Source organism: Vibrio sp. Vb0888 (assembly GCF_033338835.1).
Lineage (GTDB): Bacteria > Pseudomonadota > Gammaproteobacteria > Enterobacterales > Vibrionaceae > Vibrio > Vibrio alginolyticus.
The window spans coordinates 22131-47526 of record NZ_JAWOTL010000026.1; the positions used below are offsets into that span (position 1 = coordinate 22131).

The 25396-nt window shown below is 45.8% G+C and carries 25 protein-coding genes; 23 read left to right on the forward strand and 2 right to left on the reverse strand.

What is annotated here, in order from left to right; genetic code table 11:
- Nucleotide 1 precedes the first annotated feature (1 nt).
- The 23 genes from flhB (at nt 2) to R7P72_RS21890 (ending at nt 22484) form a co-directional block, all read left to right on the forward strand.
- Nucleotides 2-1132: a flagellar biosynthesis protein FlhB gene (gene flhB / locus R7P72_RS21780; protein ID WP_005380490.1), complete on the forward strand. Its 1131-nt coding sequence runs from the start codon at nt 2-4 to the stop codon at nt 1130-1132.
- Nucleotides 1133-1342: 210 nt separating this feature from the next.
- The gene (gene flhA, locus R7P72_RS21785; RefSeq protein ID WP_025998722.1) at nt 1343-3442 is read left to right on the forward strand and encodes a flagellar biosynthesis protein FlhA; all 2100 of its coding nucleotides are present in this window, start codon (nt 1343-1345) and stop codon (nt 3440-3442) included.
- Between the two features lie 28 nt (nt 3443-3470).
- Nucleotides 3471-4988 (forward strand): flagellar biosynthesis protein FlhF, encoded by a 1518-nt coding sequence (flhF, locus tag R7P72_RS21790; RefSeq protein ID WP_005380497.1) that lies wholly within the window; start codon nt 3471-3473, stop codon nt 4986-4988.
- A gap of 14 nt (nt 4989-5002) precedes the next feature.
- Nucleotides 5003-5890, forward strand: a complete 888-nt coding sequence (locus R7P72_RS21795) for a MinD/ParA family protein (protein ID WP_005380498.1) — start codon at nt 5003-5005, stop codon at nt 5888-5890.
- Complete coding sequence (locus tag R7P72_RS21800) at nt 5883-6617, forward strand: RNA polymerase sigma factor FliA (RefSeq protein WP_005380499.1); 735 nt, start codon at nt 5883-5885, stop codon at nt 6615-6617. Before R7P72_RS21795 ends, R7P72_RS21800 begins: the two co-directional genes overlap by 8 nt.
- A 45-nt stretch (nt 6618-6662) precedes the next feature.
- Nucleotides 6663-7031 (forward strand): chemotaxis response regulator CheY, encoded by a 369-nt coding sequence (gene cheY, locus R7P72_RS21805; protein WP_017635949.1) that lies wholly within the window; start codon nt 6663-6665, stop codon nt 7029-7031.
- Nucleotides 7032-7149: 118 nt separating this feature from the next.
- On the forward strand, nt 7150-7890 hold the full coding sequence (locus R7P72_RS21810) for a protein phosphatase CheZ (protein ID WP_005380502.1): 741 nt from the start codon (nt 7150-7152) through the stop codon (nt 7888-7890).
- A gap of 9 nt (nt 7891-7899) precedes the next feature.
- Nucleotides 7900-10140: a chemotaxis protein CheA gene (locus R7P72_RS21815; RefSeq protein WP_005380503.1), complete on the forward strand. Its 2241-nt coding sequence runs from the start codon at nt 7900-7902 to the stop codon at nt 10138-10140.
- Nucleotides 10141-10169: 29 nt separating this feature from the next.
- Entirely contained in the window at nt 10170-11282 is a 1113-nt protein-coding gene (locus R7P72_RS21820) for a chemotaxis response regulator protein-glutamate methylesterase (RefSeq protein WP_005380504.1), read from the forward strand.
- A gap of 8 nt (nt 11283-11290) precedes the next feature.
- Nucleotides 11291-12070 carry a ParA family protein gene (locus tag R7P72_RS21825; RefSeq protein ID WP_005380505.1) on the forward strand — a complete coding sequence of 260 codons (780 nt, stop codon included), beginning with the start codon at nt 11291-11293 and terminating at the stop codon, nt 12068-12070.
- Complete coding sequence (locus R7P72_RS21830) at nt 12060-13100, forward strand: chemotaxis protein CheW (protein ID WP_182016282.1); 1041 nt, start codon at nt 12060-12062, stop codon at nt 13098-13100. The genes R7P72_RS21825 and R7P72_RS21830 overlap by 11 nt, the downstream gene beginning before the upstream one ends.
- Before the next feature lie 35 nt (nt 13101-13135).
- A complete protein-coding gene (locus tag R7P72_RS21835) occupies nt 13136-13630 on the forward strand; it encodes a chemotaxis protein CheW (protein WP_005380507.1) in 495 nt (164 codons plus the stop codon).
- A gap of 13 nt (nt 13631-13643) precedes the next feature.
- A complete protein-coding gene (locus tag R7P72_RS21840) occupies nt 13644-14138 on the forward strand; it encodes a DUF2802 domain-containing protein (RefSeq protein WP_318110759.1) in 495 nt (164 codons plus the stop codon).
- Between the two features lie 290 nt (nt 14139-14428).
- Nucleotides 14429-15046 (forward strand): cytochrome c biogenesis heme-transporting ATPase CcmA, encoded by a 618-nt coding sequence (gene ccmA / locus R7P72_RS21845; protein WP_005380511.1) that lies wholly within the window; start codon nt 14429-14431, stop codon nt 15044-15046.
- 1 nt (nt 15047) lies between these two features.
- Nucleotides 15048-15716, forward strand: coding sequence for a heme exporter protein CcmB (gene ccmB, locus R7P72_RS21850; RefSeq protein WP_005380512.1), 669 nt, complete (start codon nt 15048-15050; stop codon nt 15714-15716).
- Nucleotides 15717-15825: 109 nt separating this feature from the next.
- Entirely contained in the window at nt 15826-16569 is a 744-nt protein-coding gene (locus R7P72_RS21855; protein ID WP_005380513.1) for a heme ABC transporter permease, read from the forward strand.
- An 11-nt stretch (nt 16570-16580) separates the two neighbouring features.
- Entirely contained in the window at nt 16581-16787 is a 207-nt protein-coding gene (gene ccmD, locus R7P72_RS21860; RefSeq protein ID WP_005380515.1) for a heme exporter protein CcmD, read from the forward strand.
- Nucleotides 16784-17269: a cytochrome c maturation protein CcmE gene (ccmE, locus tag R7P72_RS21865; protein ID WP_005380516.1), complete on the forward strand. Its 486-nt coding sequence runs from the start codon at nt 16784-16786 to the stop codon at nt 17267-17269. The genes ccmD and ccmE overlap by 4 nt, the downstream gene beginning before the upstream one ends.
- A complete protein-coding gene (locus tag R7P72_RS21870; RefSeq protein ID WP_005380517.1) occupies nt 17266-19242 on the forward strand; it encodes a heme lyase CcmF/NrfE family subunit in 1977 nt (658 codons plus the stop codon). The genes ccmE and R7P72_RS21870 overlap by 4 nt, the downstream gene beginning before the upstream one ends.
- 1 nt (nt 19243) lies before the next feature.
- A complete protein-coding gene (locus R7P72_RS21875) occupies nt 19244-19798 on the forward strand; it encodes a DsbE family thiol:disulfide interchange protein (protein WP_005380518.1) in 555 nt (184 codons plus the stop codon).
- Nucleotides 19795-20280, forward strand: coding sequence for a cytochrome c-type biogenesis protein (locus R7P72_RS21880; protein WP_005380519.1), 486 nt, complete (start codon nt 19795-19797; stop codon nt 20278-20280). The genes R7P72_RS21875 and R7P72_RS21880 overlap by 4 nt, the downstream gene beginning before the upstream one ends.
- A complete protein-coding gene (ccmI, locus tag R7P72_RS21885; protein WP_005380521.1) occupies nt 20280-21494 on the forward strand; it encodes a c-type cytochrome biogenesis protein CcmI in 1215 nt (404 codons plus the stop codon). The genes R7P72_RS21880 and ccmI overlap by 1 nt, the downstream gene beginning before the upstream one ends.
- Before the next feature lie 216 nt (nt 21495-21710).
- The gene (locus R7P72_RS21890; RefSeq protein ID WP_005380523.1) at nt 21711-22484 is read left to right on the forward strand and encodes a VacJ family lipoprotein; all 774 of its coding nucleotides are present in this window, start codon (nt 21711-21713) and stop codon (nt 22482-22484) included.
- 74 nt (nt 22485-22558) lie between these two features.
- Here R7P72_RS21890 and R7P72_RS21895 read toward each other — a convergent pair whose 3' ends face one another.
- Both R7P72_RS21895 and R7P72_RS21900 read right to left on the reverse strand, forming a co-directional pair.
- Complete coding sequence (locus tag R7P72_RS21895) at nt 22559-23875, reverse strand: outer membrane protein transport protein (RefSeq protein ID WP_005380525.1); 1317 nt, start codon at nt 23873-23875, stop codon at nt 22559-22561.
- Between the two features lie 309 nt (nt 23876-24184).
- Nucleotides 24185-25396 (reverse strand): outer membrane protein transport protein (locus R7P72_RS21900; RefSeq protein ID WP_318110760.1); only part of this gene is annotated, 1212 nt, incomplete at its 5' end.

Below are 25396 nucleotides of genomic sequence, written 5' to 3' on the forward strand. Positions count from 1 at the left end.
TTTGGCAGAATCAGACGGTCAGGAACGCACCGAAGAAGCCACGCCCCGACGGTTACAACAAGCCAGAGAAAAGGGGCAGGTCGCTCGATCTAAAGAGCTTGCATCAGCATCTGTGCTGATCGTTGGCGCCATTTCATTGATGTGGTTTGGCGAGGCGTTAGCACGTTCATTGTTTTCCATCATGAGCCGTTTATTTGATCTTCAACGAGAAGAGATTTTCGATACTGCAAAACTGTTTGATATCGCTTTGGGCGCGATGAGTGATTTGTTGTTCCCACTATTTTTGGTGTTAGCGACATTGTTTACCGCCGCCATGATTGGAGCAGCAGGTGTGGGAGGAATCAGTTTTTCTGCCCAAGCGGCCATGCCCAAGCTGTCGAAAATGAATCCGCTTAGCGGCTTAAAGCGAATGGTTGGAATGCAAAGCTGGGTAGAGTTGATCAAATCAATCCTTAAAGTGGTTCTGGTCACTGGTGTCGCCATCTATTTGATCCAAGCATCACAGGCCGATCTGATTCAATTGAGCATGGATGTGTATCCGCAAAACATCTTCCATGCTTTAGATATTTTGCTGAACTTTATTTTGCTGATCAGTTGCTCGCTATTGATTGTGGTTGCCATCGATATTCCATTTCAAATTTGGCAGCACGCCGATCAGTTAAAAATGACCAAGCAAGAAGTCAAAGACGAATACAAAGAGACTGAAGGTAAGCCGGAAGTGAAAGGCCGTATTCGTATGTTGCAAAGGGAAGCGGCTCAACGTCGAATGATGGCGGACGTTCCTCAAGCTGATGTTATTGTTACTAACCCAGAGCACTTCTCGGTAGCGCTTCGTTATAAACAGAAGACAGACCGTGCGCCAGTCGTGATCGCTAAAGGTACTGACCACATGGCGATGAAGATTCGAGAAGTCGCCCGCGAACATGACATTACGATTGTGCCCGCACCACCTTTGGCTCGTGCGTTGTACCACACGACAGAGCTCGAGCAAGAGATCCCCGATGGGTTATTTACTGCCGTCGCTCAGGTTTTGGCATTTGTATTCCAATTGAAGCAATACCGAAAACGAGGTGGACAGCGCCCGAAAATTCAAGATTATGATTTGCCAATCCCGCCCGAGCACCGTCATTGATACGAAAAGCGGTAAAGCCTTAAAAAAGCTCGTTTGATCAAAAGCTAAGCTCTATTTGAGTGTTTAGTCATTATTTTGGCGCTAATTATGGTACATAGATTGCTTAAAACGCTTTAATTATCAACCCTACCTAAACTTTTAGGCTAAAGCGGTCGCGTATTAATAGTAAGAGCTTACGTGACGCTTCAATCGATTGAGATCTCTCGCAGTATGAAGTTAAGCCTGCCGTTTGCAGATAAATTGCCACGAATCCCTCAACGTGAAATGCCAGCTATTGGTGCTCCGGTGATGGTTTTGGCCACCCTAGCGATGGTGGTACTGCCGATTCCAGCATTTTTGCTGGATATGTTCTTCACCTTTAACATCGCGCTGTCGATGGTGGTGTTGTTAGTGACCGTTTACACACGTCGCCCTTTGGACTTCGCTGCTTTTCCAACGGTATTGCTGATCGCCACGTTGCTCCGCTTGGCTTTGAACGTTGCCTCGACTCGTGTCGTCTTACTGCATGGTCATGAAGGCGGTAATGCGGCAGGTAACGTAATTGAGGCGTTCGGTAACGTCGTTATTGGTGGTAACTACGCGGTCGGCCTAGTGGTTTTCCTCATCTTAATGATCATCAACTTTATGGTGGTGACCAAAGGTGCGGGTCGTATCTCTGAGGTAAGTGCTCGCTTTACGCTTGATGCGTTGCCGGGTAAGCAAATGGCGATTGATGCCGACTTGAATGCCGGATTGATAGACCAAGAGCAGGCAAGAGTTCGTCGTTTTGAAGTGACCAAAGAAGCGGATTTCTATGGCTCGATGGATGGTGCCTCGAAGTTCGTAAAAGGTGACGCGATTGCCGGTATTTTGATTCTGTTTATCAACATCGTCGGCGGTCTGTCGATCGGTATGGCGCAGTATGGATTGGGTTTCGGTGAAGCGATTGAAATCTATACCTTACTGACAATCGGTGATGGTTTGGTCGCACAAATCCCATCGCTATTGCTGTCGATTGCAGCGGCAATGATGGTGACGCGCCAAAACACCGATGAAGACATGGGGGAACAACTGGTCTTCCAGATGTTCGACAACCCAAAAGCGCTGATGATTACTGCGGCTATTCTTGGTGTGATGGGCATCGTACCGGGCATGCCACACTTTGCGTTTTTGAGCCTGGCAGTCGCGGCCGGTGCAGCGGCATATTTCATCGACAAACGGCAGAAGCAGAAAGCGAAAGAGCCCGCTTTACCAGCAACAGCAGACGAAGGTACAGAACCTTCCTCACAGCGCGAACTGTCTTGGGATGACGTCCAGCCAGTCGATATTATTGGCTTGGAAGTCGGTTATCGCTTAATCCCTTTGGTGGACAGAGACCAAGGTGGGGAACTGCTAGAGCGCGTAAAAGGCGTGCGTAAAAAGTTATCGCAAGATTTTGGGTTCCTAATTCCAGCGGTTCATATTCGTGACAATCTTGAGCTGACCCCAAACAGTTACCGAATTACATTGATGGGGGTTGCGGTGGGCGAAGCAGAGATTCGTCCGGATCAAGAGCTAGCGATTAACCCAGGTCAGGTGTATGGCATGATTGATGGTGAGCCAACCATTGACCCTGCTTTTGGACTGGAAGCCGTATGGATCCGAGAAGATCAGCGTGAGCACGCGCAGGCTCTGGGTTATACGGTTGTTGATTCATCAACGGTATTAGCGACGCACCTAAGCCAGCTATTGACCAACAACGCATCACAGCTAATTGGTCATGAAGAAGTAGAGAATTTATTAGAAATGTTGGGACGCAGCGCGCCTAAGTTAGTCGAGAACTTTGTTCCTGACCAATTACCATTAGGTGTGGTAGTGAAAGTCCTACAAAACTTGTTAAACGAGGCCATTCCAATCCGCGATATTCGCACGATTGTTCAAACTTTGGCTGAGTACTCAAGTAAGAGTCAAGAAGCTGACATATTGACGGCAGCAGTTCGAATTAGTCTTAAACGTCTAATTGTTCAAGAAATCAATGGTATAGAGCCTGAGTTACCAGTGATTACTTTGATACCTGAACTGGAACAAATATTGCATCAAACTATGCAAGCATCAGGAGGCGAATCCGCGGGGATTGAACCGGGACTCGCTGAGCGATTGCAGTCTTCACTAAGCCAAGCGACACAGGAACAAGAACTGAAAGGCGAACCTGCCGTTCTGCTTACTTCTGGTGTATTACGCTCGACGTTGGCGAAATTTGTGAAGAACACAATACCTAATCTCCGGGTACTGTCTTACCAAGAAATCCCGGATGAAAAACAGATCAGAATTGTGCAAGCCGTGGGTAACTGATCTCACGCATCATTAATGGATTCATAGTTTGAAAATAAAGCGATTTTTTGCCAAAGACATGAGAACGGCGCTGCTCCAAGTGAAAGAGGACTTAGGCGCGGAAGCGGTGATCATGTCAAACAAGAAAGTGGCTGGTGGAGTAGCGATTGTTGCGGCGATAGATAGTGAATCTAATCCGTCTCAAGCAAGCGCAGCGTCACAGCAAAATCGCGGTGCTTCTCAATCGAATCGCTATAACGAACATCGTCAAATGTCATCGTCTTCTGCTGATCGTTACCAAGATCGTCATTTAGATGAAGATAAAATTAGCCTGAACAGTAATAACAGTAACAATGAAAAAACAGGCTCAATGACGCAGCGATTCGCTAATATGCTTAAGCAATATAGCGGTGGTGCAGCAGATGCTGACGATCACGTAGCAGAAAATGAAGATTCGCTCTCTGCTTTGCTGCAACGCCAAAATAAGCATCGCGACTGCTACAACCAAGAAAAGCCAGCGCCATATCAACCAGATTCACCTTTGGCGAAGCTAATCGCACAGGACAATCGATTTGAACGTCCGACGCCCAAGCTGGACCCGACGCGATATGACCGACGTCGCCCAAGTGATGAGCGTGACGAATCGGCCGATGAGCTAGAAAGCATGCGCGAAGAGATGACGTCAATTCGTCGTCTGTTGGAGCACCAAGTTTCTGGCCTGATGTGGCAAGAAGTAGAACGCCGTGAGCCGCTAAGAGCAATGCTGATTAAGCGCTTAGAGCGAATGGGCGTTTCTCCGGAGTTAGCAGACCAGATGGCCTGTTATATCCCGGAAGATACAAAGCCAGCGCGAGCGTGGAAAGCGTTATTGTCGCTGGTGGCGGATCAAATCAATATTCCTAAACAGGACATTTTAAAACGTGGTGGCGTAGTCGCATTGTTGGGTCCGACGGGGGTTGGGAAAACAACAACCGTAGCGAAACTCGCAGCACGCGCAGCCATGGAATACGGTGCCGACAATGTGGCCCTTGTGACAACAGATACATATCGCATAGGTGCACATGAGCAACTCTCAATTTACGGAAGAATCATGGGTTGTCCCGTAAGAGTTGCTAAAGATTCTAACGAGTTAGCCGATGTTATATATCAGCTAAGAAACAGAAGACTGATTTTGGTCGATACGGCAGGGATGGGGCAACGAGATGTGAGGCTTTCCGAGCAGCTCGACACTCTAATGCAAGAGAGCGGAGAAGTGATTCACAGCTACCTTGTTTTGCCGGCTACCGCACAACGTCGTGTTCTACAAGAAACGCTGGATCACTTCCGACGTATACCACTTTCGGGTTGTATTATGACGAAGCTTGATGAGTCATTAAGCCTAGGCGAATTCATCAGTGTAGTGATTCAAAACGCAATGCCAGTAGCTTACATCGCTAATGGTCAGCGCGTACCAGAAGACATTGTGATAGCGCAACCAAAATATATGCTTGCGAAAGCAAATGAACTGTTAGAGAAGTCGACAGAGAACGAACCTCACTTTTGGAACAGTGACAGTGAAGGACTCTAAGGCGGCGGACTACTATGACTGAGAATATGATACACGATCAAGCAAGCGGCCTCCGTCGCTTAACACAACCATCGTTGACCAAAGTGATTGCTGTTACTGGCGGCAAAGGTGGTGTGGGGAAATCAAACGTAACACTGGGTCTGGCGATTTGTATGGCTCGCCAAGGCAAGAAGGTGATGGTTCTCGACGCTGATTTAGGTCTGGCCAATGTGGACGTGATGCTCGGAATTCGTGCAAAACGTAATCTAGGACATGTCTTAGCGGGTGAATGTGAGCTAAAAGATGCGATTGTCGAAGGGCCTTATGGTATAAAGATAATTCCTGCAACTTCTGGCACACAGAGCATGACAGAGCTTTCTCACGCTCAGCATGCTGGACTCATTCGAGCATTTGGTAGTCTTGAAGACGAAATGGATGTCCTGCTGATTGATACCGCTGCTGGTATCTCTGACATGGTAATCAGTTTTTCGCGAGCAGCTCAAGATGTGGTTGTAGTTGTGTGTGATGAACCGACGTCAATCACAGATGCCTATGCATTAATCAAGCTGTTGAGTAAAGAACACCAAGTTCAACGCTTTAAAGTTGTAGCAAATATGGTCAGAAGCTACCGTGAAGGGCGAGAATTGTTTGCAAAGTTGACACTAGTCACAGAGCGATTCTTGAATGTTAGCCTTGAACTCGTAGCATGTATTCCATTAGATGATAAAGTACGACAGGCTGTAAAAAGACAAAAAATTGTCGTTGATGCGTTCCCACGCTCGCCTGCTGCTTTAGCTATCAGCTCACTAGCAAACAAAGCGTTGACGTGGCCACTACCGAAAACACCAAGTGGACACTTGGAATTTTTTGTGGAAAGGTTGCTAAATCGTACCGAATTCGCAGAGGACCCTTTTGGTGAATAAAGCGATAACCTATGACCAACATGGCAAATTTAATAGCCAGCAGGCGTTCATTGAACGTTATTCAGTGTTGGTTAAGCGCATTGCTCACCACCTACTAGGCCGTTTACCGCCGAGTGTTCAGGTAGAGGATTTAATTCAGGCCGGCATGATCGGTCTTATCGAAGCTCAGCAGAATTATGATGGTTCTAAAGGTGCGAGCTTTGAAACTTATGCAGGTATCCGTATTCGTGGCGCAATGTTAGATGACATGCGTAAAGGCGATTGGGTACCGCGTTCTGTTCATAAAAATAATCGAGAGATTAACCAAGCGATTGCGGAGCTGGAAGGCGAATTAAATCGAGATCCTACTGATTCTGAAGTAGCCACGCATCTCGGTATGACACTGGATCAATATCATAGTGCTCTTACCGATATCAACTGCTCAAAATTAGTCGGTATTGAAGATTTAGGCGTTTCTGATGATGTGATTTCACCGGCGGATGAAACCGATGACAGCAACCCATTCAAAGGGGTAGTTGATGAATCATTTCGAAAAGCACTGGTTGAATCAATAAAACAGCTTCCAGAGCGTGAAGCTTTGGTTCTTTCGCTTTATTATGATGAAGAACTCAATTTGAAAGAAATTGGCGATGTGTTAGGCGTAAGCGAATCTCGCGTAAGTCAAATACTGAGTCAAGCGATGCAACGTTTACGTACCAAGCTCAGTGCGTGGACACAAAATGACTAAAAACACTGATTTTACGATTCAGTGGAGGCAATTTTGAATAAAAACATGAAGATCCTTATTGTTGATGATTTCTCAACAATGCGCCGTATTGTTAAAAACCTGCTTCGTGACTTGGGTTTCAATAACACTCAAGAAGCGGACGATGGTTTAACCGCATTACCAATGCTGAAAAAAGGTGACTTCGATTTTGTTGTAACTGACTGGAACATGCCAGGTATGCAAGGCATCGATTTGCTTAAACACATCCGCGCGGATGCAGAACTTAAGCATCTGCCAGTTCTAATGATCACGGCTGAAGCGAAGCGTGAGCAGATCATTGAAGCTGCTCAAGCAGGTGTAAACGGCTACATTGTTAAGCCATTTACTGCTGCAACATTAAAAGAAAAATTAGATAAAATTTTCGAGCGTTTATAACTCTCTCTTTCTCTTTGTTATTCGAGTCATTCATACCAATTATTAAATACCTATTAAATGACTCGTTTAGCGTTTTCAAAGCGATAAGAAGAACTAAACGTAAAAGGGTCTATTCAGAATGATCTCACTAGAGCAGGCGAAGTCACTCGTTCAAATGCTAGAAAACGGGGAACAAGACCAAGCCAATATGCTTGTTGCCTCGATCTACGAAGGTGCCGATAACCCAATGCTGCAAGAAATTGGAGCGTTAACTCGAGACCTTCACGAATCACTCAAGCAGTTCAGTCTCGATCAGCGCATGACCGAAATTGCGAAAGACGAAATCCCTAACGCTAGGGATCGTCTCAATTATGTGATCGAGAAGACAGAGCTTGCAGCCAACAAAACAATGGATGCGGTCGACTGCTGCCTTCCTATCGCTGACAACCTGCATGATTGCCTTCTAAAAGTTCGTCCTCAATGGAATGAACTCATGCACGGGCGCATAGAATTAAGCGAATTTAAAGCACTGTGCCACCGAATCGACGGGCTATTAGTGCAAGTCGAAGGGGACAGCACTGAATTGCGCGGCCAGTTGACCGAAATTCTCATGGCGCAAGACTTCCAAGACCTAACTGGCCAAATCATTCGCCGCGTAATTACGTTGGTTAATGAAGTTGAAGGCCGCTTAGTGGAAATCCTAACCGTATTCTCTGGAAATAAACTTGAAGAACATATTCAAGTTTTGTCAGAACCGGCAGATAAAAAGAATACACAAACAAGCGAAGCCGAAGGCCCGATTCTTCATCCAGAACTGAGAGAAGATGCGGTTTCATCGCAGGACGAAGTCGATGACTTGTTGTCCAGTCTTGGATTTTAAAGGTAACGTATGAGCTACGATTTAGACGAAGATATTCTTCAGGACTTTCTCATTGAGGCTGGGGAAATTCTCGAGCTGCTTTCTGAGCAGTTGGTTGAATTAGAAAATAACCCAGAAGACAAAGACTTACTTAATGCTATTTTCCGCGGGTTTCATACCGTAAAAGGCGGTGCCGGCTTCCTTTCATTGGCAGAGCTAGTCGATACTTGTCATGGTGCGGAGAACGTGTTCGACGTTTTACGAAACGGTCAACGCACGGTAACGCAAAACTTAATGGATACGATGCTAAAAGCCTTGGATACGGTTAATACCCAGTTCCAGGCTGTTCAAGATCGTGAGCCGTTAGAAGCTGCGGACCCTGAGCTTCTTGAAGAACTTCATCGTCTATGCAAACCTGAGTCAGAAGATGAAGTAGCGGCAACCGTAGTTGAAGAACCAGTGGCTACTCCAGAGCCTATTATTCCCGAGCCTATCATCGAAGAACCTGCTGCGCCGTCAGCACCATCAAGTGTCGGCTCTGTTGATGAAATTACCCAAGACGAATTCGAAAAGCTACTGGATGAGCTTCATGGTAAAGGTTCAGCGCCAGGCACCTCAATGTCTGCGACACCTACAACGCCATCTGAACCGCCTCAATCGAGTGCACCATCAGTTGAAAGTGGTGATATCACTGATGATGAGTTTGAACGTTTACTCGATGAACTGCACGGTGTAGGAAAAAGCCCTTCTACGGCAGAGGCTGCTGCATCTGCATCCGTACCAGTAGAGCCACCTAAAGCGGCAGAGCCTTCCGCTCCAGTGTCATCTTCATCAAATCAAGACAGTGACTTAATGACGGACGAAGAGTTCGAAAAGTTACTCGATGAGCTACATGGTTCAGGTAAAGGTCCAACGCTAGAAGAATTGGATATGGCAACGAAGCCAGCGTCAGCAAACGTAGAGCAAAGCCCTGCGAAACCTGAGCCTGTTGCTAAGCCAGCACCCGTTCAAGCAGCGCCAGCACCAAAGCCAGAATCTAAACCAGTCGCGGTAAAAGAAGAAGCTAAAGCACCAGCGGTTAAAAAACCTCAGGCTGAAGCAACCGTTCGTGTTGATACCTCGACACTTGATACCATCATGAACATGGTGGGTGAGCTCGTATTGGTTCGAAACCGCCTATTAAGCCTTGGTTTGAATAGCGACAACGAAGAGATGTCCAAAGCGGTCGCTAACCTTGACGTGGTAACTGCGGATCTACAAGGCGCGGTAATGAAAACGCGTATGCAGCCAATTAAGAAAGTGTTTGGCCGCTTCCCACGCGTTGTTCGTGACTTGGCTCGTAACTTAAATAAAGACATCGTGCTAGAAATGCGCGGTGAAGAAACCGACCTCGATAAAAACCTTGTAGAAGCATTGGCCGATCCGTTGATTCACTTGGTGCGTAACTCAGTTGATCACGGTATTGAAATGCCAGACGCACGCGCGAAGGCAGGCAAATCACGCACAGGTAAAGTGATTTTGTCAGCATCGCAAGAAGGGGACCATATTGAACTATCCATCGTAGATGATGGTGGCGGTATGGACCCGAACAAACTTCGTGGCATCGCGGTGAAGCGTGGCATGATGGATGAAGATGCGGCGGCGCGTTTAACAGACAAAGAGTGCTTCAACCTTATCTTCGCACCTGGTTTCTCAAGTAAAGATAAAATTTCTGACATCTCTGGTCGTGGTGTGGGTATGGACGTGGTTAAGACGGCGATCAATACCTTAAACGGTTCAATCGATATCGATTCTGAGCTAGGCAAGGGCACTAAGATTACGATCAAAGTACCACTAACGTTAGCGATTTTACCGACTCTGATGGTTGGTGTTGGCGGTCATCCGTTTGCTCTACCACTGGCTTCGGTGAGTGAAATTTTCCACTTAGATCTTAGCCGTACAAACGTGGTAGATGGTCAGCTGACGATCATTGTGCGAGAGAAATCTATCCCACTATTTTACTTACAAAACTGGTTAGCATCTAAATCGCAAAACGTCCAAGAGCGTACAGGTCACGGTCACGTGGTGATTGTACAGATTGGTAACCAACGCGTTGGTTTTGTTGTGGATACGCTTATTGGTCAAGAAGAAGTGGTTATTAAGCCTCTCGATAATCTATTACAGGGCACTCCAGGTATGGCTGGTGCGACAATTACTAGCGATGGCCATATTGCATTAATTCTAGATGTGCCTGATTTACTTAAGCGATATGCTGCGGCTTCACGCCTTTAAGCAAAGCTGACGTTATTAAAAGGAATAAGATGGCGATTAAAGTACTAGTCGTTGATGATTCGAGTTTTTTCCGACGTCGCGTGAGCGAAATCATCAACTCAGAATCGCGCCTAGAAGTGATTGACGTTGCGGTAAATGGTAGAGAGGCGGTTGAGAAAGCCAAATCCCTCAAACCTGACGTCATCACGATGGATATTGAAATGCCAGTTATGGATGGCATTACAGCTGTACGTGAAATAATGGCCGCTGCTCCAACGCCAATTCTAATGTTTTCGTCCCTGACCCACGACGGGGCGAAAGCTACGCTTGATGCGCTAGATGCAGGCGCATTGGACTTCTTACCGAAAAAGTTTGAGGACATTGCGCGTAACCGTGAAGAAGCTGTGTCATTACTTCAACAGCGTGTGATTCAGATTGCCTCGAAGCGCGCTTTCATGCGTCGACCTATCGCTCGCCCAACAGCGAGTACCAGCACGACTACTCGATCATTAGGTTCAAGAACGGCTTCACCTGTGACTCCAACACCAACTCGACCTGCTGCGACAAAGTACCGTGCTTCTGGTAAGAAGTATCAACTGACGGCAATTGGCACATCAACAGGTGGCCCCGTTGCTCTACAAAAAATTCTGACGCGCTTGCCGATGAACTATCCGCATCCGATTGTATTGATTCAACACATGCCAGCAACGTTTACTGCTGCGTTTGCCAGTCGTTTGAACACCTTGTGTAAGATTCAAGTGAAAGAAGCACAAGATGGCGATGTGTTACAGCCCGGTGTGGCATACCTTGCACCAGGTGGGAAACAAATGATGGTAGATGGACGAGCGGGCGCTGCTCGTCTTCGCATTATTGATGGCGGCGACCGCATGAACTACAAACCATGTGTGGATGTGACTTTTGGTTCTGCCGCAAAAGTATATGGCGACAAAGTGCTCTCTTTAGTGTTGACAGGCATGGGTGCAGACGGTCGTGAGGGCGCTCGCATGTTGAAGTCTTCAGGCTCAACTATTTGGGCACAAGATGAAGAAAGTTGTGTTGTTTATGGCATGCCCCAAGCGGTTGCTAAAGCAGGCATTTCTTCAGAAGATTTACCGCTTGACCGCATTGCTGAACGCATGTTGGTGGAAGTTGGCCTAGCTTAGGATTCATCATGATTGTTTGGAGTGTAGCTAACCAGAAAGGAGGCGTGGGTAAAACCACCTCAACAGTGACATTGGCGGGCTTATTGAGCCAAAAAGGCCATCGAGTATTGATGGTTGATACTGATCCTCACGCCTCACTGACTACTTATCTCGGTTATGATCCTGATGCAGTAACTTCGAGCCTATTTGATTTATTCCAGTTGAAGACGTTTTCTCGTGAGACGGTTAAGCCGTTGATTTTAGAAACAGAGCTGGAAGGAATGGATATCATTCCCGCGCATATGTCCCTTGCCACGCTTGATCGCGTAATGGGTAATCGCAGTGGTATGGGATTAATCTTAAAACGGGCGCTGCAAACTGTCTCACAAGACTATGACTATGTGTTGATTGATTGTCCGCCAATCCTTGGCGTGATGATGGTGAACGCGTTGGCAGCCAGTGACCGAATTTTGATTCCTGTTCAAACAGAGTTTTTGGCGATGAAAGGTCTAGAGCGCATGATGCGTACGCTAACCATTATGCAAAAATCTCGCCCGGGCGGTTTCAAAGTGACTATCGTCCCAACCATGTACGATAAGCGCACGAAAGCGTCATTGCAGACATTGATGCAACTGAAAAAAGATTACCCAAATCAAGTGTGGACCTCAGCGGTGCCTATTGATACCAAGTTCCGCGATGCCAGTTTAAAGCACTTGCCAGCGTCGCATTTTGCATCTGGTAGTCGTGGTGTGTTTGCCTATAAACAGCTACTGATTTATCTGGAGAGGTTGGCGTTCGATGAGCAGTAATGATGTGCTGTCCAGTGAACAAGCACTTGATGACTACTTTAATGCATTACTGGATGATGAAACTGAAATAACGACTCTTGAGGAAGACCTTGACCTATTGGCTCAAGAGGTATCATCTGCAGAGCCAGAGCCAGAGCCAGAGCCAGAGCCAGAGCCAGAGCCAGAATTGCAGCTACAATACTCGGAGCCAGAAACGTACCAGTTTCAAGAAACATATCCGCCAGAGTTGGAAGCTCCAAACCTGGAAGATGTTCAAAGGCTATTAAGTCAGCTTGAAGCAAGCAACCCAGTGGCTGAGTTGGATATTGATAGTATTCTTGAACAAAATACGATTGATATTGCAGCAGAGATAAAAGCGGCTGAGCCTGAGGTACAAACCTTTAGTGAGGTGCCTGAGCTTCAGGGTGTTGAGGAAATACAGGACTGGGTGATTGATGAGCCAGTTTTTGAGGAAGCTCAACCAGAGGTGGATGAACCTCACGCAGTGATCGAACAAAGTATCAATATAGAATCGAACGTCGATACTGAACTCGAAACACAAGCAGATTCCGATATACCAACGGTCTGGGAAAGCACGAAGCGAAGTGAGGACTTCCAAGTTCTTTACTTTGATGTGAATGGTGTCACGTTTGCTGTACCTCTTGATGAGTTAGGTGGTATTCATCGCATTAGCGAGCTTAACCATTTGATAGGAAAACCCGCCTGGTATTTGGGGCTACAAACAAATCGCGAGCAACAGTTTGATGTCGTCGATACCGCAAAATGGGTGATGGCAGATAAGCTTCGTGATGATAGCTATAAAGATAACTACCAATATGTCGTCATGCTTGGTGAGAGCATGTGGGGGTTGGCCAGTAATCAATTAATGGGGACTGAAACGCTTAATATCGACAAGGTTCGCTGGCGTGAGCAGGCGGGTAAACGCCCTTGGCTAGCGGGCATGGTAAAAGAAAAAATGTGCGCCTTAATTCATGTCCAGGCGCTCATTGACATGCTAAACGCCGGTTTAGATGTCAAATCACTGAATTAGATTTAAGTCGGGAACGACATTAACGAGGATTAACTATGTCTCAAGCTTTTGAAGTAGAAGTGAAGAAAGATGCATCGAATGACGAAGTTCTTCAGTGGGTGACGTTCCAGCTAGAAGAAGAAACGTACGGCATCAACGTAATGCAAGTTCGTGAAGTACTTCGTTATACTGAAATTGCCCCTGTTCCAGGTGCACCAGATTATGTACTTGGTATCATCAACCTACGCGGTAATGTAGTTACTGTTATCGATACACGTTCACGTTTTGGCCTGATGGAAGGCGAAGTCACCGACAACACTCGTATTATTGTGATCGAGTCAGAGCGTCAAGTGATTGGTATCTTAGTAGATAGCGTGGCAGAAGTCGTTTATCTGCGTTCTTCTGAAATTGATACGACGCCTTCTGTTGGTACCGACGAGAGTGCGAAGTTCATCCAGGGTGTGAGCAACCGTGACGGCAAGCTTCTTATCCTTGTGGATTTGAACAAGCTGCTAACAGATGACGAGTGGGACGAGATGGCTCACCTTTAATGGCTGAATGATGATGGCTGAAGACACTCTTTTATCTGCTCCATTCCTTGCGGGTGGCGTCGCTTTTATTGTGTTAGTTTTGGTTGTTTTGCAACTGCGGATTCGCTCTGGGTTACAAAAGCAGTTAGACCAACAACGAGCTCAATCTCGACACGCAGATAAAGAAGTGCAAAAGTTGAGTAAGCAGTTACTCGAAGTGCGCTCGGTTGTCGTTGGTCTTGGACAAAAAGTGACGGAGCAACAAGACATTATTCAGCACTTAAACGAGAGAATTCGCGAACTCGAACACGCTGATACTGATGGTCGCTTGTACAGTCGCGCTTCTAAAATGGTACAGCTTGGCGCTGATATCAACGAGCTGATTGAAGAGTGCGAACTACCAAAAGCCGAAGCTGAGTTGATGCTTTCACTGCAGAAGAAACTGGCGGGGAAAGAGAAGATTCCACCATTAAGTGGTCAGCCATCAGATGATGCAGAATATCCAACGCGTGGACGTCGTCGACGCTAAAGGTTATCAAGCGATAAAAAAGAGGCGTTATTACGCCTCTTTTTTTGTTTTTAGCCGCTAATGCTCTTCTTAAATACACCCCTAGATAACCTTCAGTCGATCTTGCTCTTAGCTCTGGCCTCTCAAATTCAAAATGAGCGCTTATAACTACTTATAGTTAATTTTATTAAAGTGTGATGATTAATTAACAAAAATACATGAACTTACATGTGACCTAGCCCTCTTATCCTGTTTTGTCATAACTAAGCTGTGCTAATATAGCGGCTCGTTCATTTTTTAGTTGAAGCTCTATGTTAGAAGTGTCTAACCTGACAGCAATCCGTGATGAAAGGGTTCTGTTTGAAAACCTGCAGTTTGAAATTAAGCCTGGTGAATTGGTCCAGATCGAAGGGCGTAATGGTACTGGTAAAACTACATTGCTACGGATTGTGACAGGGTTAGGTGATAGAGAAGAAGGTGTCATTAAATGGAAAGGCGAAGAGGTTGAAAAATCTCGTGATGTTTTCCATCAAGATCTGCTTTTCTTAGGACATCAAACAGGAGTGAAACGAGAGCTTACCGCATTAGAAAACTTACGTTTTTATCAATCTATTCAAAATAATCGCTCTTCAGACGAAGAAATCTTCATCGCTTTGACTCAAGTAGGATTAGCTGGCCGAGAAGATGTGCCTGTAGCACAACTTTCCGCAGGTCAGCAACGACGAGTCGCATTGGCAAGGTTATGGCTCAGTAAGCAAATTTTATGGATCTTAGATGAGCCGTTGACTGCCATTGATAAGCAAGGTGTCAAGGTGCTTGAATCTTTGTTCGCAAGTCATGCTGATAATGGCGGTATTGTTGTGTTGACGACGCATCAAGATATGTTTGCGGACAGCCCGAAACTTAGAAAAATAAAGCTGGGTGACTGATATGATTTCCTCGATGACCACCATCATTCGTCGTGAGCTCTTAATCGCATTTCGCCGTCAGGCAGACATTCTGAACCCGCTGTGGTTCTTTATTATTGTCATTACTCTCTTTCCTCTGAGTATTGGACCAGAACCTAATTTGTTAGCACGTATTGCAGCGGGCATCGTTTGGGTTGCCGCATTGCTGTCCGCCTTATTATCATTAGAGCGTCTATTTCGTGATGATTTTCAAGACGGTGCACTAGAACAAATGATGCTAATGCCGATTCCATTGCAACTTGTCGTGGTTTCAAAGGTCATAGCACATTGGTTGTTAACAGGGTTACCTCTGATTTTAATTAGCCCATTATTGGCGGTTTTACTTTCGCTCGACTTCAATACTTGGCTATCGGTTGTATTAACCTTGATGATCGGTACACCAACACTAAGTTTTATTGGCGCCATTGGTGTGGCGTTGACTGTTGGGTTACAAAAGGGTGGCGTTCTTTTGAGTTTGCTTATTCTTCCGCTCTACATCCCAATTTTGATTTTCGCAACATCGGCAATTGATGCTGCGGCACTCGGTATGGCGTATAACGGTCAACTAGCGATTTTAGGTGCGATGCTAATGGGGGCGATGACATTAACGCCTTTTGCCATCAGTGCCGCATTGCGAGTTAGTGTTAACTAACTCAATAAAGTGCCAATGAAGCGGCGCTTGATCAAAGAATTATTATTAAAGCACTGCTACGGTCTCAACCCTTTAGACAGTGTCCCTGAAGTAAGAGTGAGAACAAAACATGTGGAAATGGCTACATCCTTATGCCAAGCCAGAAGCAGCTTATCGTTTGAGTGGTAAGTTTCTGCCTTGGTTTTCTGTATTGGCCCTCGTATGCTTATCGGTTGGTACGGTTTGGGGGCTTGCATTTGCGCCTTCAGATTACCAACAAGGTGACAGTTTCCGAATCATCTACATTCATGTCCCATCAGCTATTTGGTCTATGGGCGTTTATATGTCGATGGCGATCGCTGCATTTATTGGCCTAGTATGGCAAGTTCGCCTATCTGATATGGCGGCACTTGCGATGGCTCCGATTGGTGCAGTATTTACTTTTATTGCTCTACTTACAGGTGCTGTTTGGGGCAAGCCTATGTGGGGCACTTGGTGGGTATGGGATGCCCGTCTTACATCTGAATTGATTCTTCTATTTCTCTACCTTGGTGTGATTGCGCTTTACCATGCGTTTGACGATCAAAAAACCGCCGCAAAAGCTGCTGGTATTTTAGCGATCGTAGGCGTAGTAAACCTACCTATCATTCACTTTTCCGTGGAATGGTGGAACACGCTTCATCAAGGTGCGACGATCACGAAATTTGAACAACCTTCTATTTCATCCGACATGCTTTGGCCGTTATTGCTGAACATCTTTGGCTTTGCGTTCTTCTTTGGTGCCGTGACGATGGTCCGTTTTCGTAACGAAATCATCAGTAAAGAAAGTCACCGCCCCTGGGTGCGCAAACTCGCAACAGAACAAACTCAGTGAGGTAACTGATTATGCATTTTGAATCTCTGAGCGACTTTTTTGCCATGGGTGGCTACGCATCATACGTATGGAGTGCGTTTGGTATTACTTTCTTATCCATGCTGATTCTTCTGATCACTAGCCTTCGCCGCGGTGATGCATTATTGAAAGAAGTGAAAGCAAAAATTGACCGTCAAGCTCGTATCGACGCAGCGAAGAACATGGAGAACACCTTATGAACCCGAGACGTAAAAAGAGGCTAGGTATTGTACTAGCGATCTTTATCGGTATTAGTGCCACCATTGGTTTGATACTTTATGCGCTTAATCAAAATATGGACCTTTTCTATACTCCAACGGAATTGGTTAATGGTAAGCCAGATGGCACCAAGCCAGAAGTAGGCCAGCGTTTGCGTATCGGTGGAATGGTGGTTGTGGGCTCAGTTCGTCGAGATCCTAATTCTTTGAAAGTGAGTTTTGACCTGCACGATGTCGGTCCGAAAGTGACGATTACCTATGACGGTATTCTTCCTGACTTGTTCCGTGAAGGGCAGGGTATTGTTGCTCAAGGTGTACTGAAAGATGCCACGACAGTTGAGGCATTTGAGGTCCTAGCGAAGCACGATGAAGAATACATGCCACCAGAAATTGCAGAAGCGATGAAGAAAACGCATGAACCGCTTCAATACAGCACCGAACAAAAACAAGGAAGCGGCCAATGATTGCTGAAGTCGGTCACTTTGCTCTCATTCTTTCGCTTGCAATGGCAGTGCTGTTGAGCGTATTGCCATTGTGGGGAGCAGCGAATAACAACACCATGCTCATGAACACAGCGCGACCGCTATCTTGGTCTATGTTCCTGATGCTGTTGTTCTCTTTCGCCATTTTATGTTGGGGATTTTATACCAACGACTTCACGTTACAGTATGTAGCGAGCAACTCGAATAGTCAGCTTCCTTGGTACTACCGTTTAACCGCAGTATGGGGTGCACACGAAGGTTCACTGTTGCTATGGGTGTTAATCCAAGCTGCTTGGACTGTCGCTGTAGCGACGTTTAGTCGTGGTATGCCGCAAGAGTCGGTTGCACGTGTACTTGCTGTTATGGGCATGATCTCAGTGGGTTTCCTACTGTTTATCATCCTAACGTCGAACCCATTCCTACGTACGTTACCGTTCTTTCCGGTTGACGGACGTGACTTGAACCCTCTGCTTCAAGACCCTGGTTTGATTGTTCACCCGCCAATGCTTTACATGGGCTATGTTGGTTTCTCGGTTGCATTCTCTTTTGCGATCGCATCCCTAATGACCGGACGCCTTGATACGGCTTGGGCTCGTTGGTCTCGTCCTTGGACAACCGCAGCATGGGTATTCTTAACACTTGGTATCGCACTAGGTTCTTGGTGGGCTTACTACGAACTTGGCTGGGGTGGCTGGTGGTTCTGGGACCCAGTAGAAAACGCATCATTCATGCCTTGGTTAGCGGGTACCGCATTAATGCACTCTCTTGCCGTGACAGAAAAACGCGGCACATTTAAAGCGTGGACGGTACTATTGGCAATCTCTGCATTTTCGTTGAGTTTGTTGGGCACCTTCTTAGTCCGTTCCGGTATTTTAGTATCGGTGCACGCGTTCGCGTCTGACCCGTCGCGCGGTATGTTTATTCTAGGCTTCCTCGTTTTCGTTATCGGCGGCTCTTTATTGCTGTTTGCCGTAAAAGGGGCAGCAGTGCGTGTACGAGGTAACTTCGACTTAGTCTCACGTGAAAATGCGCTCTTAGCCAACAACGTATTACTTATCGCCGCTCTTGTTGTGGTGTTAGTGGGGACACTGTTGCCGCTCGTACACAAGCAGCTTGGTTTGGGGTCGGTCTCTATCGGTGCGCCATTCTTTGACATGCTATTTGCGTGGTTAATGATGCCATTTGCTTTTCTGCTTGGTATTGGTCCTCTTATTCGCTGGAAGCGAGACAGTTTATCTAAACTTGTGAAACCAATGCTCGTTTCAGGTGTGCTTGCTTTCGCCTTGGCCGCGCTATGCGTGTACCTGTTTGCCGATTTCTTCTCAACCATGGCTTACATTGGTTGGGTGATGGCGATTTGGATTATTGCGATGCATGGCTTTGAACTGTACGAGCGCGCAACGCACCGTCATAGCTTTAGTGAAGGTGTTCGCAAGCTGCAACGTAGCCACTGGGCAATGATGTTGGGTCATGTTGGTCTGGCGGTATCTGTTATCGGTATTGCGATGGTACAGAACTACAGCATCGAGCGTGATGTACGTTTAGCACCTGGCGAACACTTCCAAATTCAAGGCTATGATTTCTACTTCTCAGGCTTGCGTGATAAAGATGGTCCAAACTACGATGGCTACATCGCAGACTTTGAGATCACACACGATGGCAAATACGTGAATACGCTTCACGCAGAGAAGCGCTTCTACCGTACGGCTAAGTCTATGATGACTGAAGCAGCCATTGACCGTGGTATTAGCCGCGACTTATACATTGCAATGGGTGAACGTTTAGACGACAACCGATCTTGGGCTGTTCGTATTTACTATAAACCGTTCGTTCGTTGGATTTGGGCTGGCTCTTTGATTATGGCATTAGGCGGCGCACTAGCGATTTCTGATAAACGCTACCGCTTCCGTAAATCGCCGAAGAAAAACGCGAAGTCAAAAGAGCAGGAGGCATAACATGAATAAGAAAATCTTATTTATTCCGCTTGTCGCTTTCATGATTCTAGCGGGCATTTTCGCAACCCAATTAATGCGTAACCAAGAGGGCGATGATCCAACTAAATTGGAGTCGGTTTTGGTTGGCAAGCCAGTTCCTGAATTTCATTTAGAAGACCTGGCTGAGCCTGGAAAACAGTACGACCAATCAATTTTTAAAGGTGAACCGTTGCTCTTGAACGTTTGGGCAACGTGGTGCCCAACGTGTTATGCAGAGCATAAATACCTAAACGAATTGGCGGGTAAGGGCGTTAAGATCATCGGTATGAATTACAAAGATGATCGTAATAAAGCAATAGGTTGGCTGAATGATCTCGGCAACCCGTACTTGATCAGCCTATTTGATGGCAGTGGTATGCTTGGCCTTGACCTTGGCGTTTATGGTGCTCCAGAAACATTCATTATTGATGCAAATGGTGTGATTCGCTATCGCCATGTAGGGGATGTAAACCCACGTAATTGGTCAGAAACACTGGAGCCGCTTTACAACAAATTGGTTGAGGAGGCGAAGCAATGAGAAAGCTAATTCTTGCCGTTTTTGCTGCGATGACATTATCTCTTGCTGCTCATGCGGCCATTGAAGTGTACGAGTTTGATAATTTGGAACAAGAACAGCAGTTCAAAGAGTTAAGCCATACGCTCCGTTGCCCTAAATGTCAGAACAACACGATCTCGGATTCTAACGCTGAACTTGCTCAGGACTTACGCCATAAGGTGTACGAAATGACCAAAGAAGGTAAGTCCAAAGATGAGATTGTTGATTACATGATCGCCCGTTACGGTAACTTCGTGACTTACAACCCACCATTTACGGTCGCGACTGCGATTTTGTGGCTCGGGCCACTCGCTGTAGTACTGGGTGGTTTTGGTTTGATTGTACTGCGTAGCCGTAAATCTAAAGTTAAGGCAAAAGCGAGCAGTGACGAGCAATGGGATGAGCAAAAAGAAGCTCGTTTAAAAGCATTGCTTGAAGAAGAGAACAACGGAGATAAGAAGTAATGACACTATTTTGGATTTCCACCGTTGCTCTCACGCTTATTGCTTGTGCGCTGGTGGCTTTGCCGCTGATTAAACAAAAAGCGAACAATGATGATGTGTTACGCGATGAGCTCAACAAGGCATTTTATAAAGACCGACTATCTGAGCTTGCAGAAGAAACTGACGAAGGTCTGGTTGAAAGTGAAGACGAACTGATTTCTGATCTAAAGCAATCACTGCTTGACGATATCCCTGGTGATAAAGCGCAAAAAGAAACCAAGGTTTCTCCAATCGCGGTTTTAGTTCCATCGGTAATTCTGACGGTGGTGCTGAGCTATGGTTTGTATTATAAATTTGGCGCGTCAGACGATATTGTTCAATGGCAAGAAGTGTCTGCAAATCTACCTGAGTTATCGAAAAAGCTGATGTCGGCTTCTTCTGAGCCGCTGAGTGACGATGAAATGGCGGATTTGACCCTTGCGCTTCGAACTCGCTTACATTACCAGCCGGAAGACTCGACAGGTTGGTTACTGCTAGGTCGTATTGCGTTAGCAAATCGTGATGTCACCACGGCTATCGATGCGATGGAAAAATCATACCGCCTAGAGCCCAAAGATCCTGATGTGATGTTGGGTTATGCACAAGCTCTGATGCTGTCTCAAGAGGAAATGGATCAAGCGACGGCTCGCTCATTACTCGGCAAGCTGATGCAGCAAGACTATGTCGACCTGCGTGTGTTTTCTTTGTTAGCGTTCGATGCGTTTGAGCGTCAAGACTTCCCGGCAGCCATCAAGTATTGGGGAATCATGCAGCAAATGATTGGTCCAGAAGATAGCCGCTACGAGATGTTGTCACGCAGTATTGAGAGTGCTCGTAAGCAAATGGGCGAAGCGGTTTCACCGGATAAGAGTGTAGCTGTGACAATTAATGTGACACCAAATGCTCAGTTGGATCCAAACGCAGTTCTGATTGTGTCAGTACATCGTTCAGATGGCTCTCCAATGCCTGTGGCTGCTGCTCGTTATCCGCTAGGTACTTTCCCTCGCACAGTCGTATTAGATGATGGCAATGCCATGATGCAAGGGCAAAAGTTATCTTCACTCGATAAGCTAATCGTCCGTGTGCGTGTAGATTCTGACGGTAACGTAGCAACGCGTGATCAAGATTGGCACGGAGAAAGTGACGTCGTTGAATTTGGCGCACCAGTAGAAGTGACCATTGATCAGCAGTATTAATTGTTAACATCTGTCTCTGAAACATGACAACGAGGTAGAGTCAGTTGCCTTTAGTGGTATGACTCTAAACGATCGAGTAGAATACCGAAGGCCAGCGATTGCTGGCCTTTATTTATTCCCATATCTGAGTCATCTTTACTATGTATCCTGCTCAACATACGTACTATGGTTAATCGGGGTGACTTAGGTACATTAATAGTCGTTATGGAAAATAAAATGTATAACAAGGGTAAATCTACCTTCTTGTTGCTGTTAGCCGTTGGACTGGTTGGCTGTTCAAGTGCGCCTGATGAAGCAGTAACAGGACAAGAAACAAATCAAACGACTTCTGATGTGTATGACCCGTTGGAAGGCTTTAACCGAACCATGTGGGAACTCAACTACGAATATTTAGATCCGTATTTGGTTCGTCCTGTATCACTTGCGTATGTAGAATACACGCCAGTTCCTATTCGTTCTGGTATTGCTAACTTCTTATCGAACTTAGATGAGCCAGCAAGCATGGTTAATAACTTAATCATGGGTAATGGTACGAAAGCCGTGGACCACTTTAACCGTTTTTGGATTAACTCGACGTTCGGTATTTTCGGTTTATTCGATATTGCAAGTGCCGCGGGTATTACGAAGTACGACGAGAAAGCGTTCAGTGATGCAGTAGGCCACTATGGTGTTGGAAATGGTCCTTACTTCATGGTTCCAGGTTATGGTCCGTATACCTTACGTGAAGTGACAGATACCGTAGATAGTACGTATTTACCCCTCTCTTATCTCAACTTCTGGGCGAGTTTGGGTAAGTGGGCGTTTGAAGGAATGGAGAAGCGTGCTTTATTAGTACCGCAAGAAGCGCAGCTAGACTCGTCGCCGGATCCATATATTCTAACTCGCGATGTTTATATCCAGCGTCAAAACTTTAAAGCAGAAGTTGAAACGGTAGAAGAAGTTAACATCGAAGAAGAAGAGTATTTAGATGAATATCTAGAAGACTTTTAAGCGTTGTTCTTCATAATCGAGAAATGAAAAAAGGCTTAGCTGATGCTAAGCCTTTTTTGTATTTTGCAGCTTGGTTAGAAACGGTAGTTTGCTTGAACACCGATTAGCCAAACATTACCCGTAGTTTCGCCTACAAATTGGCCGCCGACTTGTTCTGCAGTGTCGTCTGACTTGTAACCACGAGACTCAACGATTGGTGCGTCTTTCGCAAAAATATAGGTGAAGCCAGCGTCTAGGCTGAAGTCTTTCGTCCAATCGTACGTTGCGCCAATACTTAGCCAAGTGCGGTCAGTTTCTGGAATAGTAATCGTGCGGTTTTTGTCGCTTACCGCTGAAGTATCGTATGCAATACCAGTGCGTAGCGCTAGCTTAGGATCAAGCTGGTAAGTAGCACCAACAGCAAAGCGATAGTTGTCTTCCCAGTTTTCTACTTTAACCATATGCGTGCCAGCAGTATTTAGACGTGCTTCCAATTTCTCGAAAGAGCTCCAATCCGTCCAGTTAACGCTTGCGTGTAACGCAAGTTGGTCTGTTACTTGGTGGAAGCTTGCCAACTCAGCCGTTGCAGGCAGGTTTAGATACATGTAGCCGTTGTCGCGTTCAGAAGTACCGAAGCCAAAACCAAGACCTTCAGCATGGCCTTCAAGCTTCAGTTCAACTTCAGATTTGTACGCGAAGCCGATACGGTTATTTTCATTGATCTGCCATGCTGTACCAACTTGCCAGCCCCAAGCGGTATCGTCACCTTCCATGTATTTTAGAGCGGTACCTTGAGGAACACTGATTGGTTGATTAGTTTCAGGATTTAACCCTACAACGTTATTCTTAGGAGCTGCTGCGCCAAAGCTGCCTTCGCCGATGATGTAACGGATACCACCACCAACGCTGATCGATTCATTGACTTTGTAAGCTGCGTTTAAGTTCGCTTCCATTGTCGTTACGCTTGCTTCGTTACCAAAGTGCGATGCACCAAAGCCTTTACCTAAATCGGTTTCCATGCCGTAGTTGGTGCCAAATGCCAAACCAATCGCGAATTTCTCATTATATTGGTGTGATAGGTAGAAGTTTGGAATGATTGCATCATGTGCGAAGTCATCTGAAGATGCAGAAGAAGTGCTACCGTGGAAGTTTACATCACCTTCAATATCAATATTTGGGTTCACATAGATTGCACCAACGGACACTTGAGTGCCTTCCAAATAAGTTAGCATTGCTGGGTTACGCCATTGTGCACTTGCGTTGTCAGCCATTGCAGCTTCACCAGCATATGCTCGACCTAGGCCTGTTGCAGAATATTCAGCAAGTTGGAAACCTGCTGCGTTAGCCATGCCCGTTGTGCCAAGTAGGCTTAATGCCACTGCTGTTGATAGAAGAGTCTTGTTGGTTTTCATTCGAATGTTCGCTGATTTGTTTATAACGTGGGACGAAAGTTTAAAGGTAGAGTTTTTACTTTAGAAATGAAAATCCAGCGCAAGTGGTCATTTGGAATATTATCCTTTCAAATATTATTTATGTGGTTTAATAATCTAACTGTGAAAGGCTTGTAAACGGAATTCAGCGAACAGCTGTGCGTCCTAATTGTGAGATTTAGATACACGTGTTCACTCAAATTGAGTGGGCAATAAATCGCAGATATGAAAAAAGGCTGGAAATCCAGCCTTTTATATAAAGTATTTTTCTACTAACTAACAGCGAAGCGTTTAGAAGCTACGGCTGTATTGTAAGCCGAATAGAATTGCATCAGCATGAGTTGTTGCTGTTACACCGGTAGAAAGACCAGGAGCTAATTGAGTATTCTCATTAACTTTTACATCTTCACCTAACAAGTACGTGAAGCCAAAATCGATGTTTGAGCTATTATCAATATGGTAAGAGAAACCTGTGGAGAACCACTGGCGATCTGAGTCTGGTACCGAGATAGACGTTACTTTATCTTGAGCGCTTGTGTCGTACATGTAACCAGCACGAAGTGTCCAGTTGTTGTTTAGGTAGTAAGTACCACCAATTGCGTAGTGCCAGCCATCTTGCCATTGATAGTCTTTCGAGTAACCACCTTTAAGTAAACCCTGATTTAGGTTCTCAAAATCAATTTGGTCGAAATCTTTCCAGCCGATGTATTGGATGCTGTAGTGTACAGCAAATTTAGTGTCTTGGATTTTGTGGAAACCGGAAAACTCGGCCATATCTGGTAGAGGTAGCGTGATTTCCTGACCTTTGTCGTCTTTCGCCGTAAATTCAGGGCTGTAACGATACGCTAGACCAAAACGGTTGTTTTCATCTAGTTCGTACACAGTACCTACGTTAAAACCAACAGCCCAACCATCAGCTTTATCTACGTCCAGAATTTTTTGACCGCCAACCCTTGGGACTGAAGAGCTAGTTGTACGCTTCATTGTGCCTTGGCCGTAGATTAAATCTAAACCAGCACCAAAGCTCCATTGTTCGTTTAAACGGTAAGAACCCGCCAATCCAAAGTTGAAGCTTTTTACATCCGTAAGACCACCGTACTCTTTTGCGGTGTAGTTATCTGAAAATTCAGTTTTAGTGCCGAAATTAGAGTATGCGTTTACGCCCCATGCAAACTTGTCATTTACTGGAACGATTAGGTGAATGTTTGGAGCTATTGACGTATCACCCACATCATCAGTATCAGCAACACTTACAGTATTGGAGCCCAAAGGAGTATTAACGTTATATTTCGCATCTTTCACTTCAATCATTGAAGTAATGCTTTCGAAACCTAGCGACAGTTCCATTTTATCAAACAGAGCCATTGCTGCTGGGTTACGAGCCATTACTGCTGCATTATCTGCGATTACCGCATCACCAGCAAATGCACGGCCGATGCCAGTTGCTGATTGAGCGTTGATTTGGAAACCCGCTGCCATCGATTGACCTGAGGCAAAAGCTAC

Coding starts and splice junctions, on each gene's coding strand:
- flhA (WP_025998722.1), top strand. CDS start 1,343: ATGAAGTTAAGCCTGCCGTTTGCAGATAAATTGCCACGAATCCCTCAA.
- R7P72_RS21795 (WP_005380498.1), top strand. CDS start 5,003: ATGACTGAGAATATGATACACGATCAAGCAAGCGGCCTCCGTCGCTTA.
- cheY (WP_017635949.1), top strand. CDS start 6,663: ATGAAGATCCTTATTGTTGATGATTTCTCAACAATGCGCCGTATTGTT.
- R7P72_RS21810 (WP_005380502.1), top strand. CDS start 7,150: ATGATCTCACTAGAGCAGGCGAAGTCACTCGTTCAAATGCTAGAAAAC.
- R7P72_RS21815 (WP_005380503.1), top strand. CDS start 7,900: ATGAGCTACGATTTAGACGAAGATATTCTTCAGGACTTTCTCATTGAG.
- R7P72_RS21820 (WP_005380504.1), top strand. CDS start 10,170: ATGGCGATTAAAGTACTAGTCGTTGATGATTCGAGTTTTTTCCGACGT.
- R7P72_RS21825 (WP_005380505.1), top strand. CDS start 11,291: ATGATTGTTTGGAGTGTAGCTAACCAGAAAGGAGGCGTGGGTAAAACC.
- R7P72_RS21830 (WP_182016282.1), top strand. CDS start 12,060: ATGAGCAGTAATGATGTGCTGTCCAGTGAACAAGCACTTGATGACTAC.
- R7P72_RS21835 (WP_005380507.1), top strand. CDS start 13,136: ATGTCTCAAGCTTTTGAAGTAGAAGTGAAGAAAGATGCATCGAATGAC.
- R7P72_RS21840 (WP_318110759.1), top strand. CDS start 13,644: ATGGCTGAAGACACTCTTTTATCTGCTCCATTCCTTGCGGGTGGCGTC.
- ccmA (WP_005380511.1), top strand. CDS start 14,429: ATGTTAGAAGTGTCTAACCTGACAGCAATCCGTGATGAAAGGGTTCTG.
- ccmB (WP_005380512.1), top strand. CDS start 15,048: ATGATTTCCTCGATGACCACCATCATTCGTCGTGAGCTCTTAATCGCA.
- R7P72_RS21855 (WP_005380513.1), top strand. CDS start 15,826: ATGTGGAAATGGCTACATCCTTATGCCAAGCCAGAAGCAGCTTATCGT.
- ccmD (WP_005380515.1), top strand. CDS start 16,581: ATGCATTTTGAATCTCTGAGCGACTTTTTTGCCATGGGTGGCTACGCA.
- ccmE (WP_005380516.1), top strand. CDS start 16,784: ATGAACCCGAGACGTAAAAAGAGGCTAGGTATTGTACTAGCGATCTTT.
- R7P72_RS21870 (WP_005380517.1), top strand. CDS start 17,266: ATGATTGCTGAAGTCGGTCACTTTGCTCTCATTCTTTCGCTTGCAATG.
- R7P72_RS21875 (WP_005380518.1), top strand. CDS start 19,244: ATGAATAAGAAAATCTTATTTATTCCGCTTGTCGCTTTCATGATTCTA.
- R7P72_RS21880 (WP_005380519.1), top strand. CDS start 19,795: ATGAGAAAGCTAATTCTTGCCGTTTTTGCTGCGATGACATTATCTCTT.
- ccmI (WP_005380521.1), top strand. CDS start 20,280: ATGACACTATTTTGGATTTCCACCGTTGCTCTCACGCTTATTGCTTGT.
- R7P72_RS21890 (WP_005380523.1), top strand. CDS start 21,711: ATGTATAACAAGGGTAAATCTACCTTCTTGTTGCTGTTAGCCGTTGGA.
- R7P72_RS21895 (WP_005380525.1), bottom strand. CDS start 23,875: ATGAAAACCAACAAGACTCTTCTATCAACAGCAGTGGCATTAAGCCTA.